9 protein-coding genes are annotated in these 14826 nt (G+C 59.2%); 2 read left to right on the forward strand and 7 right to left on the reverse strand.

The window, feature by feature from the left end; genetic code table 11:
* Window positions 1-146: 146 nt before the first annotated feature.
* Complete coding sequence (locus tag H6A60_RS04130; RefSeq protein WP_205102145.1) at window positions 147-2048, reverse strand: sensor histidine kinase; 1902 nt, start codon at window positions 2046-2048, stop codon at window positions 147-149.
* Window positions 2049-3036: 988 nt separating this feature from the next.
* Here H6A60_RS04130 and H6A60_RS04135 point away from each other — a divergent pair.
* Window positions 3037-4599: a glutathione ABC transporter substrate-binding protein gene (locus H6A60_RS04135; RefSeq protein ID WP_239477570.1), complete on the forward strand. Its 1563-nt coding sequence runs from the start codon at window positions 3037-3039 to the stop codon at window positions 4597-4599.
* Window positions 4600-4676: 77 nt separating this feature from the next.
* Here the strand turns inward: H6A60_RS04135 and H6A60_RS04140 are convergent, their stop codons facing one another.
* The 5 genes from H6A60_RS04140 to H6A60_RS04160 all read right to left on the reverse strand — a co-directional run bounded on the left by H6A60_RS04140 (window position 4677) and on the right by H6A60_RS04160 (window position 12285).
* On the reverse strand, window positions 4677-6053 hold the full coding sequence (locus tag H6A60_RS04140) for an MATE family efflux transporter (RefSeq protein WP_205102147.1): 1377 nt from the start codon (window positions 6051-6053) through the stop codon (window positions 4677-4679).
* On the reverse strand, window positions 6050-8146 hold the full coding sequence (fhuB, locus tag H6A60_RS04145; RefSeq protein WP_205102148.1) for a Fe(3+)-hydroxamate ABC transporter permease FhuB: 2097 nt from the start codon (window positions 8144-8146) through the stop codon (window positions 6050-6052). Before fhuB ends, H6A60_RS04140 begins: the two co-directional genes overlap by 4 nt.
* Entirely contained in the window at window positions 8143-9168 is a 1026-nt protein-coding gene (locus tag H6A60_RS04150; protein WP_205102149.1) for an iron-siderophore ABC transporter substrate-binding protein, read from the reverse strand. The genes fhuB and H6A60_RS04150 overlap by 4 nt, the downstream gene beginning before the upstream one ends.
* Window positions 9165-9956 carry an ABC transporter ATP-binding protein gene (locus H6A60_RS04155; RefSeq protein WP_205102150.1) on the reverse strand — a complete coding sequence of 264 codons (792 nt, stop codon included), beginning with the start codon at window positions 9954-9956 and terminating at the stop codon, window positions 9165-9167. The genes H6A60_RS04150 and H6A60_RS04155 overlap by 4 nt, the downstream gene beginning before the upstream one ends.
* Before the next feature lie 157 nt (window positions 9957-10113).
* Window positions 10114-12285 carry a TonB-dependent siderophore receptor gene (locus tag H6A60_RS04160; protein ID WP_205102151.1) on the reverse strand — a complete coding sequence of 724 codons (2172 nt, stop codon included), beginning with the start codon at window positions 12283-12285 and terminating at the stop codon, window positions 10114-10116.
* Window positions 12286-12723: 438 nt separating this feature from the next.
* Between H6A60_RS04160 and H6A60_RS04165 the strand changes: the two genes are divergently transcribed.
* Entirely contained in the window at window positions 12724-13938 is a 1215-nt protein-coding gene (locus tag H6A60_RS04165) for an amino acid aminotransferase (RefSeq protein WP_338054834.1), read from the forward strand.
* A gap of 113 nt (window positions 13939-14051) precedes the next feature.
* Here H6A60_RS04165 and H6A60_RS04170 read toward each other — a convergent pair whose 3' ends face one another.
* Window positions 14052-14678 carry a hypothetical protein gene (locus H6A60_RS04170; RefSeq protein WP_205102152.1) on the reverse strand — a complete coding sequence of 209 codons (627 nt, stop codon included), beginning with the start codon at window positions 14676-14678 and terminating at the stop codon, window positions 14052-14054.
* Window positions 14679-14826 lie beyond the last annotated feature (148 nt).

Consider the following 14826-nt stretch of genomic DNA (forward strand, 5'->3'; position numbering starts at 1 on the left):
CCGCGTGATCAATCACGGAAGAAATTCTATGCATGTGCACACCGGCGGGCGCGATTCGATGCGCGTACGCCACACGGGATTTTTACGGCGGTGTGTCTCTGTATACGCTGTTGTTGCAGGTATTGGCGAAAGATATGCCAACGTTTTCAGCCATGAGTTTGGGATTTGGAGTCGTTTTGCAGTTCGCCGCTCCTCGCATCGGAAGAGAAGCCTGCCGCAGGAAGCTTCAGAACTGCCGTGAGGCCCGGACGATCGCTTCTTTCAAAGCGAAGGCTTCCGCCGTGAGCTTCCATGATTCGCTTCACTATTGAAAGGCCGAGACCGAGGCCTTCGGCTTTTGAACTTTTCATGGGTTGGGCGAGCCGCATGAAAACCGCTTCGTCAACGGGATGGATGCCGTCGCCCGTATCCCGAACGACGATTTCGACCGATTCGTTCGTCACGGACGGGGTATTTGCAGGGGGCGCACTCCGGCGAATCGAAATGTCTATCTTGCGCTCGGTTGACTGCGCCTCGCGCATGGCCGCAGCGGCGTTTCGCAAAAGATTGACGACCGCGAGTTCCATTTCTAAGGGCTCAACCGCAACGATTGTGTCTGCGGCGTTCCTTTCGCTCGTCCGAACGATTTGGATGCCTTCGCTGAGCGAGCTCTGCGAAAACGTTGCAAGCGCTTTGTCGACGATGTCGGCTGCGGGCATAGGTACATGCGGGTGTGCGCGCGACTTTGCGTAGCCGCGTACGCGCTCGACAATCGCAGAGACGCGTTCGGCCGAGTCGGAGAGGTGATCTGCGGCAGCTGCCATGGCTTCAAGCGAGTGCTTGAGATCGGCTTCGGAGATCCGTGTGCCCGCCGGCCGGCTGCGCCGGGCACTTGCGCCAGCTTGCGGATTCGGCGTTTGGGTCAGGCGCGAGAGAAGCGACGAAAAGCCGAGCCGCAGACCGTCGGCGTAAGCGCAAAGCGTTGCCAAAGGCTGACGTACCTCGTGCGCGAACATGCTCGACAAGCCCGCCACGACGCCCGCGCGTTCCATCTCGGCCAGACGCTCGCGCGCAAGGCGTGCTTCACGTGCAGCTTTGTCCTTTTCGGCAAGCGCAAGCCGCAGCGCCCGCGTGCGCCGCTCCACTTGAATGTTTGAGACGAGCGAATGGAGCGCGAGAAGCAGAATCGTCGCGAGCACGGCGAGAATCGGTGTTTTGTAGGTGTTCCAGAGCGCCTCGAAGGTCGTGGTTTTGAGGTAGCGGTAGGGACCGATGCCGAGGGTTCGGTAGAGGTCGCGCACGGAAGAGAAGTCGCTTGCTATGCGCCAGTAGTAGCCGCCGCGGGACTTCGGTGCGGTGAGAACCGCCACGGCGAGTGCGCTCGTTGTTTTCGCGTCCACGCCTTTGGCAATGCCCATCACAACGTCCGGAAAGAGGGGGGCCGAGCGCCGGCAGGGAAATCCCGCAACGGCGGGCTGAAGGTTCACAACGCGAAAAGCGCCCGGTTCGATCGCGCGCGTGCCGATCATCTTTTCATAGGTGCACGCCTTGATGACCGCCGCGTCCGCTCGACCTTCCTGCGCAAGGAGAATTGGGTCGGGGAAGGCGAATTTCGTAAAGACGGCGTTGCGGTCCCAGTCCTCGTCGGCGAGCTTTTCCTTGGTCATGAGACCTTCGAAGAGTTGCCACGTGGAAAAGTCGCTGCGGTCTTCGGCAGCAATTCGTTTTCCCCTGAGGTCGGCGAGCGTGCGTATGGTGCTTTCCATCGGCACCACAATCGTGAAGCTTGCTGCCTTGGTCGGATCTTCGGCATAGGGCGAGACGCGCGAGGCAAGCTGCTGCGCTCCGTGCTCGAGCGAAAGCAGGCTGAAGAGTGCCCCGTCAGCAAAGAAGATGTCGACTTTGCGGTTCTCGACAACGTCGGCAAGTTCCGCTGCCGAATAGAGTGTCGTTCGGAAGACGGTTTTCGGGTAGAGCGATCGGAGGCGGCGCATCGTCGTTGCAAAGGACTCGACCAGAAATTCCGGGTCGAGCGTCGACTGCAAACCCACTCTGATCTCTGCAGGCATTTCCTCAGGCGAGGCGAGCACGGAAAGGCTGTTCAGCGTTGCCGCGGCCTGCGCATTCGCTGGCGCTGAAGCGGGCGCAAACAAAAGGAGGCAGACAAGGAGCGCCGTCTGTCTCAGCCGGACTTGGAGAACACGTATCAAAGCTCCGAAAACGCGCCTACAACCGTTCGGGGCGCCGCGCGACGGCATTGTCGGCTTCTGGTGCGCAGTCGAGGGGAGCAGCATGATCAGGGACGACGATTACGAGCGAAGGAAACGGTCAAAAAATAATGAGGCGTCGTTCACTCACTATGAGTGGATTGTCAAACGGGACCAATTTAGCGCCTATCCTTCCGGGACTATAGCCGTAGATGCGATATGTCTGCATCTTTGCCGGTTCTTTAGGTCGCACGCAAACCGCGAGAAAAGTCTGGACAGCAAAAATACAGCTTCAAGAGCGATGCTGCTGCGGGGAACAGGCGCATACATGGCACAGCGGGACTTCGCTTCCGCGGCCACGTCGATTCGTTCGAAAAAGACAGGCAAGAGATTTGCTCTCCAAAAGAAGACCGAGCGAGCAGATCGTGCAAGAGTGGCCGCGAGCTTAATTCGTTTTGCCGGAACCGAGCGAACGCGCCGCAGCACAACTCGAGAACATACGAAGCTTTGATGCAAGACGTTCTCTTTGTGGCGCTTTTAGCGTTAAATGGCCGTGAAAAACTGCGATTTGACAACTGTTTTGACGGAATTACGTGTTTCATTGCGTCCGACCAGTCGCACTCGGGCGTGCTTCTTAGGAGCAACATCGTAGCGGTGTTTACCGCCGTGAGCCGCTCCGCTACGCTCGAAATCGGGTGCTCCTGCAACTCGGCTCAAACACCCGCATACAAAAAACGAAACGCACGCAAAGCCTTTCCGATCAATCAAGGCAAGAGGAATATCTATGAAAACCGTTCGCAACAAAAGCGCAAGGAACGTTGCGCGCCCAATCGTCCAAAGCGATCAACAATTGCCACGCCGCTGCCCGCCGTTCGGGCGTGTGGCTGCGGGCATAGCTGCTGGCATGGCCTTGACCGCACTTCTGGCTTGCGGCACCGCGGCAGCGAGAACGATTACGGTAGCGGTGGCGACGGGTTTTACGACGCTCGATCCCTACGACGCGGGCGATGCGCTTTCTCGAAACGTCGCAAAGTCTTTCTACGAAGGTCTTTACGCCTTTAACGACAAGCTCGAGCCGCAGCCGCAGCTCGCCGAGTCTTACGAGGTGAGCGAGAACGGACTCGAGTATGTGTTTAAGCTTCGTGAGGGCGTGAAATTTCACGACGGCACGGAATTTGACGCTCAGGCCGTCAAGGTCAACTTCGATCGCGTGCTCGATCCGAAGAACGCGCTTTCGCGCAGGACATTCTTCGGCTTCATCGACCGCGTCGAAGTGCTCGACAAGTACCGCGTTAAGTTCATCCTCAAAACGCCGATGTCGGCCTTTATTTCGCGTCTTGCAAATGGCACGGGACAAATGATCTGCCCGAGCGCCATTAAAAAGTTCGGCAGCGACGGGCTCGCTCACAACGCCTGCGGTACGGGCCCCTACGTGCTCAAAGAATTCAATCCGAGCGAGCGTCTCGTCGTAGAGAAGAATCCGAACTACCGCATCGCTGGACTTCCGAAGCTCGATGGCATCCGGTGGCTGCCGGTGCCCGAAAACAGCACCCGCGCACAGATGGTTTTGACGGGCGAGGCCGACTACGTTCACGCCATGCCGCCCGAACTCATGGGACGCGTGAACGAAAGCGATCAGGCGGTTGCGATCGTGAAGCCGTCGATTCAGCAGCGTTATCTCGCAATCAATACGCTTGCCGAACCTTTGAACGACCTTCGCGTTCGTCAGGCGATCGCTTATGCGATCAACAAGGATGCTTTCTGCAAGGTTGTGTACGGCGGCTTTTCGCGCCCTGCGACGGGCGTGCAGCCGCCGGAAGTGCCTGGCGGCCTCAAGCTCGGGCCCTGGCCGTATGACCCGAAAAAGGCACGAGAACTTTTGAAGGAAGCGGGTTATCCGAACGGTTTCCGCACGCAAATTTGGGCTGCCTTCAATACGTCGACGAACGCCAAGGCGGTCCAGTTCCTGCAGCAGCAGCTTCGACAGGTCGGCATTCAGGCCGAAACCCGCGTATTGGAGTCCGGGCAGCGCGTTTCGTTGGTCGACAGCCACCCGGATCCGAAGACGGCGCCTGTGCGCCTTTATCTCATCGGCTGGTCGAATTCCACCGCCGAACCCGACTGGGGCATTCGTCCGCTTTTCGACTCGCGTGAAGCACCCCCGAAGCTCGGCAACACGAGCTACTACAGCAATCCGGCGATGGATGCGGCGCTCGACCGCGGTATGGCCGAAACGGATCTTGAAAAGCGGCTTGCTGCGTACGGCGAAGCGCAGAAGATGATTTGGAACGACGTACCGGCGGTTTTTCTTACTTACGAGAACAACCTTGCCGCGGTGAACAGGCATCTCAAAAATTTCCGTCCGATGCTTGATTCGACTTTCGAGTTTTACGAAGCGTACTGGCAGGAGTGATCGCACGCAATTGAGAGCAGGGACTGCGGCCCGAACGCTTGAGCGGCCGCAGTTCCTATGCAAGCAAAATGCAGTTTTCAGGCACCAAAGCCTGTCGGTTGAGGCAGCTTTGCTTTTGCAAACAGAAGCGCGCCTGCTGCGAAAAGCGTCACGAGTTCGGCGAACGGTACGGCAAACCAAAGCGGAGACGCGCTCAGGTCGACGAGCTGCGCAAGCCCCGAGGACTCGATCGCTTCTGCAGCAGCAGGCAGAACCGCAATCGCCGTGCACGGCAATATAAACGTTCTCAAAAGCGAAACGGCCGAGGCGCATCCGCCGAAAGCGAGCGCGGCGAGCGCGTACGTAAGAAAGAGATTGAGACCTAAAAAGAGAAGTGAGAGAGCCTGAATCGGATAGGCGATTTTCAGAAGAGCGATGACAGTCGTGTTCTCTGCGGCGAAATAGCCGAAGACCGCGCTGCCTGCGACACTTGAACACATGTAAGCCGACAGCGAAAGGCAGAGCGCGGCAAAAAGTGCTCTGCGCAGCGTTTGAAGGACACCGCGGCGGTCGTTCGCGCCCGATTTGTAGGCAACAATCGGCGCAACGGCTTCGCAGTACCCGTGATAGGCGGCGTTGAAGACGAAAACCGTAAACGTTGCGACCGAGAGGGCGGCTACGCCGTCAACGCCGAGCTCGGCCAAGAAGGCGCGGTTGAAAAACCAGAGCGTAAAGACGCCGCAGAGATTCGAGGTAAATTCGAAGCCGCCCGTTAGGAAAATTGCCGGGAGCTTTCCGAGAGAAGGCCTAACGAAGCGAAGCGACGCGGCGCACTGCGGGCGCGCGAGGAGGACTAGCCCAAAGAGCACCGCAGTCAACCACGAAAGGACGGTGGCGCAGGCCGCGCCCTCGATGCCTGTGCCGAGAATACTTAGCGCGAACCAGTCGGCTGCAGCATTCACGACGCCCGATACGACGGCAACGAGAAGCGCGTCTTTGGGACGGGCGCAAACCGTGAGAAAAGTCTGAACGACAAAACTCAGCAAAAAGAGCGGCGCTGCTGCGAGAAGAATGCGCATGTACGTCGCTGCAAGATCTCTCGCTTCGGCCGGCATGCCGATTCTTTCGAAAATGACGGGCAGGAAGGCGAACGATATGCCGCCCAAAAGAAGACCGAAAGAGCCGTTCGTACATAGAGCGGTCGCGAGCAACGTTCGCGCCTCATTGGGTTTGCCCGAGCCAAGCGAACGCGCCGCACAGGTGCCGGAGCCGCTCGCAGTCATAACGCCGAATGCCATCAGAAAAGAAATGATCGGATAGCTCAGACTGATCGAGGCAAGTGCGGTTGTTCCCAGATACCGGCTGACGAGTAGTCCGTCAACAACGAGATAGGACATGACGACAAGCGACATCAGCATGCGAGGCGCAGCATGCCGAAGAAGCTCAAATGAGGAAAAGTCCCGCTCAAACGTCATCGAGTTGCTCCGCGGCAGAGACGCGCTTTGAGAAGGAGCGCGAGGAAATAAAGCGCGCCGACGATCGCGGCAAGCGTGCCCGCTGGGATCTGTGCGGGCGCAATCAACATTTGGCCGAGCCAGTCGGCAGAAGCCGTGAGTGCGGCGCCCGCTAATGCGGCTGTAACGAGCTCTTCGGTACAGGTCCTTGCACCGAGGAGCACGGCGAGATGGGGCGCAACGAGTCCGACAAAGGCGACAGGGCCCATAGTGGCTGTCGCTGAAGCGCAGAGCAGGGCGCATAGAAGGAGCAGGATGGCCGTCATGCCTTTGACGGAGAGACCGCGCGAAGCGGCAAAGTCCCGTCCGATCGAAAGAAGCGTGAGGCTTCTTGAAAGTGCAAATGCAAGGGCGGCAAGTATGGCGAAGGCGAGGGCGAGGCGCTCGGCGCTTTCGCTCGTTGCTTTGTAGGTCGACCCCGAAAGCCACTGAAGAATGAAATAGTTGTCCATTGTGCCGCGCGAAAGCATCAGGGCCGTAAAGGCGTCAAAAAGGGCGGAAACCGCAATCCCGAGAACAATGACGAGCACGGGCGAAAAATGCGTGCGCTTGGCGAGCATGAGAATGGCGCCCAACACGGCCAGGCTTCCAGCGAGCGCCCACAGCACTGACGATTCCGCATCGGAACCTACGCCCGCGCCGCAGAAGGTCGCCGCCGCAACGACGGCAAAAGTGGCGCCCGAGGTGACGCCGAGGATGTCGGGACTGGCCAAAGGGTTGCCGACGAGGCGCCGCAAGATCACGCCTGCCGCGGCGAGCGAAGCGCCGGCGAAAAGAGCGGTTGCAAGTCTAGGCAGCCGCAGCGCGAGCGCTTGCTCGCTCGCGGCTCCCCAGCGCCAGCCTTCGGTCGAAGCGTTCAAAAAGAGGGTGAGCCCGGCGACGAGCGCAAGCACTGCTGCGATCGGCCAAAGCACACGGACCAAGCCCGAAAACGCGTCGAAGCCCTTCGCTGACGCGCGCATTGCGCTCTTATGCACTGTTCGCTCGATGCCGATGCACTCCTGCGGATTCTCTCTGAGCCCGGTTTGAGTGCGAAGAAGATAAGCGATGAAGACGGGGGTTCCCAAAAGCGCCGCGATGACGCCCGTCGGAACGATCGACTCGGTAAGAGCGCCGAGAAGCACCGCGATTCCGTCCGTTGCACACAAGAGGACGCTGCCGATAAGCGCGCTCGCGACGAGCTGCGAGCGAGGCGAGCGCCAGCCCAGGGACCTCGCGATATTGGGGGCAATGAGTCCCGTGAAGTTGATGACGCCTGCGAGCGTCACAAACGAGCAGGCGAGCCAGACGCCCAGAAAAGCGAGCGCAACAAATACCGGCTGCACGGCGAGGCCGCGTGCGCGTGCGCCCTCTTCGCCGAGCGAAAGAAGTGCGAGAAGACGCGGCGCAAAGGCGATAAGGGCCGCCATCACGGGGATCGTTCGCCAAGCCAGCCAGCTGACGCCATCCCGGCCGTTTTGCGCGAGGTCGCCTGCACCCCAAAGAAAGATGTTGGAAACAAAATCGCTCTTCAGAAGGAGCACTGCTGCGGCGACGGCGCCGAAAAGCAAATTGACGACCATGCCGGCAATAACGAGCGCAGAACCCGTCATGCCGCGCGGTCCGGCAATGGCGGCAATGAGTCCGAATCCCGTGAGTCCTCCTGCGAAAGCAGCAAATGCAAGACCGTCCCCCGTGAGTGCGGGCGCAAACGCAGAAGCAAGAACGATTGCAAGCCAGGCGCCTGCAGATGTGCCGAGCGTCATGGGCGAGGTCATCGGATTATTCGTCAGCTGCTGCAAAAGCGCTCCGGTCAATCCCAAAATGGCGCCGCCGAGCAGTGCGGCAGCCAGACGCGGCAGCGTTCCGTAAGCGTAGTAGAAGGCGTCGAAGCTCTCCGCGCGGCTCGGATCCATGAGAAGCTCGATGAGTTCTTTTGCGCCGAGGGGGTTCTCTACCCGAATTGAAAGACCGGTGCCTAAGAGCGCGAGAACGAGCCACGGGAACGCTCGCGCGTGACGGACAAAGGGCCGTGAGCGAGAACTTGAATTTCGGGCGATCTTTGCCGCAGTCATGCCGCCTCCTTTCGGTGGATGCCGCCGCTATCCGGCGCGAGCGTCAAAAGCGCATGGCAGATCGATTCGGCCGTCGCAAGAATCGACAGCGCGCCGCCGTGGCTCCAATAGGGTTCGGCGGCGGCGACGCGTCCCTTTCTTGCAAAGGGCGTCGCGCGCCAGAGAATCGAATTGAGAACTTTCTTTTCCATGGCAAAGGGACGCACATAGATGATGTAAGCCTCTTCGAGGTTCTTCAAGTCGCGGATTCGAAGTTGAGTGAGCCCGTAATCGGCTGCCGGCAGATCGAGCGGCTGGCGGATGCCCATTTTTTCGAGCGCGTAGTGCGCAATGGAATTGGATGTGTAAACGAAAAGCGTTGTCGGACCGGAAAATCGGATCACCTGAACGGCAGGCGCACCGCCGAACGCATGACGGATCTCTTCGCCCAAGCGCGCAAGCGTTTCATCAATTCGCATAACGAGCGCTTGCGCCCTCGCTTCTCGCTCGAAGAGTCTGCCAAGCGCGAGCAGATTCGCAATGGTTCCTTCGGCCTGCCCGAGAGGCGCCTCTTTTTTAGCGTTCTCAAAACAGAGAACGGGTGCGATCTTTCCAAGGATCTGCAGCCGGTCGAGCTGTGTGGGACCGATCAGTATGAGGTCGGGCTTGAGTGACGCAATGCGCTCGATATTGGGTTCGGCACGCGTGCCCACGTCTGCGATGCCCTCGGGGAGCGCGGGCGTGCGCACCCACTGACGCCAGGGTGCGGTGTCGGCGGCACCGACGGGACGGATGCCGAGCGCAATCAGGTTTTCAAGGAGATCCCACTGCAGCGCCACGACGCGCGAAGGCGTCGCGGGAAAGACGTGCTCGCCGCGGCTGTCGCGGATGCGACGGGCCGGGCAGCCGGCTTCGCTCGGTCCAATCGCTTCCGCTTTCGTGGAAAGGAAGGCGCAGAGAAGCGCCGCGGCGAGGAACTTTCGCCGCCCGGGCGCTTTCACGGCGTTTGACGAAGAGCGCCTGAAGGAAAAAAGATTGTTCATTCGCATACAACCGCCACTTTGAGGTTCGTCGAACAGTGTTCTGCGGGCGGATGCGGATGGTCAAAGAGACGCAGATCCGTCTCAAAGAGCGAACGGAGGTTTGCCTCGTCGGCGAGCACGTCACGGCCGCCCTCAAAGAGCAACCTGCCGCCCTTGAGCGCCACGACGTGCGTCGCGTATCGAAGCGCAAGGTTGATGTCGTGAATGATCGTGATGACGCCGCGCGAGGCAGTGCGGTTGAGTTTTTCCAAAAGACCGAGAACGCCGTACTGGTGCTTGACGTCGAGCGCGGAAGTCGGTTCGTCGAGAATCATGAGCGGCGAGGCTTGCGCGAGCAGCATGCCGATCCAAACGCGCTGACGTTCCCCCCCGGAGAGTTCGTCTGCACAGGCGAAGGCAAAGCGCGAGGTATCCGTGGCGGCAAGCGCTTCGTCCACCGCTCTTTCGTCGTCCTTGCGCCAGCGGCCGAAAAGACCTCGGTAGGGGTAGCGGCCGAGCCGCACGAGCTCGCGGCAGGTAAGGCCCGCGGAGGCGGGAAGCTTCTGCGGCAAAAAGGCGATTGCGCCAGCCCGTTCTTTTTCGGAAAGCGAAAAAATGTCGACGCCTTCGAGCATGACTGTGCCGCTTTCGGGCTTTGTCAGGCCGGCGATGACGTTTGCAAGCGTTGATTTTCCGCTGCCGTTGTGGCCGAGCACGACCGTGAGTTTGTCGGTCGGAATCGACAAATGATCGATGTCGAGAATCGTTCGACCGTCTCGAACGACTCGAAGGTCTTCAATCTCAAGCATGAAATGGTTGCCGCAGCATTTTTGCGCTTTGTGAGCTCGCCCCGGCGAAGCGAATTAGAAAATAGTGGTGACGCTGCGGCCTGTTTGTGAACGTGCCGCAGCGTCCTGATCAAAAGGCCGAAAGCGGAGAAGATCGGCCCCGGTTCCCGACAGATGGCTACCAGCTGTAGCTCACCGTGCCGCGAACGACACGGCCTTCGCCGTAGTAGGCCGTGTTCCAGTCGCAGCCTGCCACGTAGCGGTGGTCGGTAATGTTCGACGCGGAGGCGACAAACTTCCAGTGACGGTCGTACGTGTAGACAGCGTTGGCGTCCCAAAGCGTTGCGGAATCAACCTTGTGTCGATAGTACGTGTCGCGGGTCGAGCCGAGGAAGCGGATCCCGTTGCCGATCGTAAGATTCGGGAGCCCGAAATCGGCAAAGTTGTAGGAGAGCCACGCAGAGGCGACATGCTTGGGCGAGAGTTCGGCCTCGTCGTGCCACTTGCCGAAGGCGTCCTGGTACTTGGGCTTTGTGACTTCTTGGTACGTGTAGGCGGCGTTAAGACGCAGGTTGTCCGTGAGTGCTGCATTCACCGAGAATTCGATGCCCGTCGACTCTTTCTGCGCGACCTGCGACTGCGCAAGAATGCCGCCGATCACTGACTGCGCGAGCGCATTTTTCTGCTTCAAGCGGAACCACGCGATGTTGACGTAGCCGTCGAGCCAGTCGGGCGTGAATTTCACGCCTGCCTCGAGCTGTTCGGTTTCTACGGGCTCGTAAATGTAGTAGCCGTAGGTTCCGGGCAGGTAGCCCCCGACCTGTGCCATCGAAGCATTCGTGAAGAAGGCCTCCGAGTAGTTGAGGTAGGGAGAAATGCCGAAGGGACCGAAATACATGACGCCTGCGTTCCAGGAGAGCTGCCCTTCGTCAAGCTTGTCGGAGGCGTTGATCGAATCGGGATTTTCGTTCGTCGCGTCGATTTTGACGAAGTCGTAGCGCATGCCGCCCTTAAGAAGAATCGTATCGTTCCAGACGGTCTGCGCCTGCGTGTAAAGACCAAGCTGGCGCTTTTTGATCTCGTTGCCCCAGAGCTTGAGTTCGCTGTCCGAAGGCATGCCGCTGTGCGACGGGTTGAAGGGATCGGCATTCTCGATGGCAACGCCGAGACCGTTGCCGTCCCACTTGTTGCGATGGTGCTGGTAGTCGAAGCCGAGCTGCAGCACGGTGTCGATGTCGTCGGTCTTCCACGTGCCCGTCAGGTTGTTGTCGAAGGTGAAGCTCGTCTGCGTGCCGTCGTTCAAAAGCGTGGCGCGGTAAAGACCGTTCGCCGAGGGGCCGGCGGCGGTGTCAAGGGACCCGTAAGCGGCCGTCGTTCGGAAGTAGAGGTCCGTGTGCTTGACGGTAAAGCTCTGCTTGTATTCGAGACGATCGTTGAAGGCATGGCGGAACTCCCAGCCGAAGCTCGCCTGATCCTTGTCGTAGACGTCGTGCTCCGGATCGCCGTAATTCGTGCCGTAGGGGATTTTGCTGCCATTGCGATCGACAACCGTTCCCCAGGCGGGCATGAAGGCTGCGCTCGGAGTCTTTTTGTCCTTGAGGTAGCTCGCCATGAGCGTAAGCGACGTTTTTTCGGAAATGTCGATCGTCCAGCTCGGTGCGACGTAGGCGCGCCAGCCGTTGACGCCGTTGACGAACGAATCCTCACGGTTGGCCATGGCAACGAGACGGTAGCGCTGCGAGCCGTCTTCGGTGACAAAGTCTGAAATATCGAAGCCCCCTTGAACGAAGCTCTGGGAGCCGCCCGTAAGCGTGACGGTCTTTTGAGGGGTTTTTGTGGGCTTTTTCGTAACAAGATTGACGACGCCGCCCGGCTGCGAATCGCCGTAAAGTGCCGAGGCGGGCCCCGAGATCACTTCGATCGCCTCAAGCCCGAAGGGCTCGATCGTCGTGTCGAAGTACCCTTCCTGGTATTGCGTCTGGCCGTCAACGAGCGTTGTTACCTGGAAGCCGCGCATGCGCATCCAGTTGGTGTCGTAGTCGGCGCCGTAAGGATTGACAAAGCCCGGCGTGTAGCGAAGCGCGTCGTCGACCTTGCGAAGGACTTTCTCTTCGAGCTCCTGCTTTTCAATGATTGCAACGGACTGCGGCGTTTCTTCCGGAAGCACGTTGATTTTGAGAACCTCCGCCGTGACGTTGACGGCGTCGAGCGAAATAACTGCTTCGCCGGCATCGGTTGCAGTCGGTGCGGCATCCGCAGCGTGAGCGGAAGCCGCGCCGAGCGCTGCGACGGCAGAAAGCAGCGAGAGCATGATCGGTGTCGGGCGGCGAAGTCGGTGAGAGACGGTCATGATTTATTTGATAATAAAAACGAGAACGATTCGTATTAAGGTAGGCGGATAATACGTATGAAAGCTTGGAAAAGCAAGGCGATGATCGAATATCAGTCAAAAGAAATAAGTGAAAACCCTTTATATGCGGGCGTTCGCTTTGTTCGGGAACTGCGGCGCGGCGTGTTGTGTCGGTGCGAACGAGTGCGGACGTGTTGTCCGAAAGCTAGTTAAAAAGCCTGATTCTGCGCGTAAAACGTCAAGAATCCTTTGCAAATGCGCCGCTCTGTGCATGTACTCCGTCACGATAGGCAGCTTTGGTCGGTCCGCATCGGGTTATAGTTTTCCAATCCCCTCGGCCAGGAGTGTTCGTTGCGTTGTTTCCGCCCGCAGCGGCAGAGCTTTGCTCAGCAGCCTCCGACCGCACTACCGAATTGATCAAGAAAAGGAGAAATCATCGTGTCCCTACTCGAACAGGTTTTTCAACACCTTGACCCCATGCCGGACGACCCGATTCTCGGCCTCAACGAACTTTTCAAGACCGACGAGCGTCCGGAAAAGGTGAATCTCGGCGTCGGCTGCTACCTGACCGAAGCGGGCAATCTGCCGCTTCTTGATGTTGTGGAGGAAGCCGAAACGCGGCTCTCGGAAAAGAAGCTTCCTCACGGCTACATGCCGATGTCGGGCATTCCGAAGTTCTGCGAGGCCGTCAAGCACCTCGTTTTCGGAGAAGCCTCGCCCGCCGTCGTTGAAGGCCGCATCACGACGATCCAAACACTCGGCGGCACGGGGGCGCTGCAGCTCGGCGCCGCGTTTGCGCATCAGTACCTCGGCGTTGCCAAGGCCGTCGTCTCCGATCCGACCTGGGGCAACCACATCGCGATCTTCAAGGGCGACGGACTCACGGTCTCCAAGTATCCGTACCTCAATGCCGCAAAGGACGGCGTTGACTTTGAAGCGATGATCGCTGCACTCAACGAAGTCGAAGAGGGTTCACTTGTTCTTTTCCACGCCTGCTGCCACAATCCGACGGGCGTCGACCTTTCGCACGAAGAGTGGCGCAAGGTTCTCGAAGTCGTGAAGGCGCGCGATCTGTTGCCGCTGCTTGATATGGCTTATCAGGGCTTTGGCGACGGCCTTGAGGAAGATGCCTTTGCGATGCGCCTCTTTGCCGAGAGCGGCATCCGTTTCATGGCGGCCACGTCCTGCTCGAAGAATTTCGCGCTCTACGGCGAACGCGTCGGTGCGCTCCATGTCGTCTGCGGCGACAAGCGCGAAGCCGAGGTGGCGACTTCGATTCTGAAGGCGCTCGTGCGCGCCGAGTACTCGAACCCGCCCGCTCACGGCGCAAACGTTGTTGCCGAAGTGCTCGGCGACCCCGAACTCAAGAAGCGCTGGTTCAAGGACGTTGTCGAAATGCACGACCGCATCTGCGAAATGCGCCGTGCGCTTGCCGAAGCCGGTGAAGCCGAAGGCGCGGATCTGTCGTTTGCGACCAAGCAGAAGGGCATGTTCTCCTTCACGGGTCTCACGCCCGAAGAGATGGACCGTCTGCGCGAAGAGTTTGCCGTCTACGGCGTTCGCAACGGCCGCATCTGCGTCGCAGGCCTCAATCATCGCAACGTGGGCTACGTCGCTAAGGCGATGGCTACTGTCTTGAAGGCGCGCGGTTAATCTCAACAAAAGGCGTGCTTTCGAACGTGTCGTAACGGCCGGCCGTTCGGAGAAAAAAAATCCCGCTTTTCGAGGACATCGTCCGAAGGAAGCGGGATTTTTATACGCCGATGTCAGCTGCCGAGCGCTTCGGGCTTCAGGTGTATGTCGAAATCGTCATCGTCGTAACGAATCTCGGGGTAGCTTTCGCTCGCGGCGCTGAAAGCGCGAAGCGGGTTGTCATGCAGGATCGGCCAGCAGGCAATTTCTTTGTTTTCAGCGAGATCAAAGAGCTTCACGGCACGCACCATGCGCTCGAGGTCGCGCGAGAGAAAACGCGAAGTGACGCGGCGAAGCTCTTCGGGTGTTTCTACGCCGTAAATCGTGGCGATCCATTCTGAGAACACGGCGATGTCGCCCAAGAAAAAACCGCAGCTTTTGAGGCTCCAGTCGGGTGCACCGCCCGCATCTGGGAGCGCGTCAAAGGGCGACACAAAAATGTCGCAGCTGTCGGCATTTTCCGAAGCATTCATCCAGAGGCGAAGAATTTTTTCTTCGGGCTCGGCCGCGAATTCGCTGAACCGCGCGTTCATGACGTCTTCCGGCACGGCTTCGACGCCGAGACGCTTGGCGAGGAGTCGATCGCCTACGACAAACTCGCCCGGTATCTGGGCAAGCGCCTCTTCGCGCGTAAGCGGCATAACGGCAAGCATGAGCCTGCGCTCGGCGTCGTAGAGCTGGAAGCGTTCGGGATCAAACATGACGGGAAACCTTGAGAGAGTCGGCAGATAGTGGCGCGCTTTGCGCTCATGAAAATGCCCGCCGACGGCTTCTGACGGCGGGCAGTGCGGGCTCTGCGCCGGATCGCGGCTGATGTGAGCCGTCGATCCGGAACAGGTCCGGGCCAAG

It is taken from the genome of Sutterella massiliensis (assembly GCF_016899755.1).
Taxonomy (GTDB): domain Bacteria; phylum Pseudomonadota; class Gammaproteobacteria; order Burkholderiales; family Burkholderiaceae_F; genus Sutterella; species Sutterella massiliensis.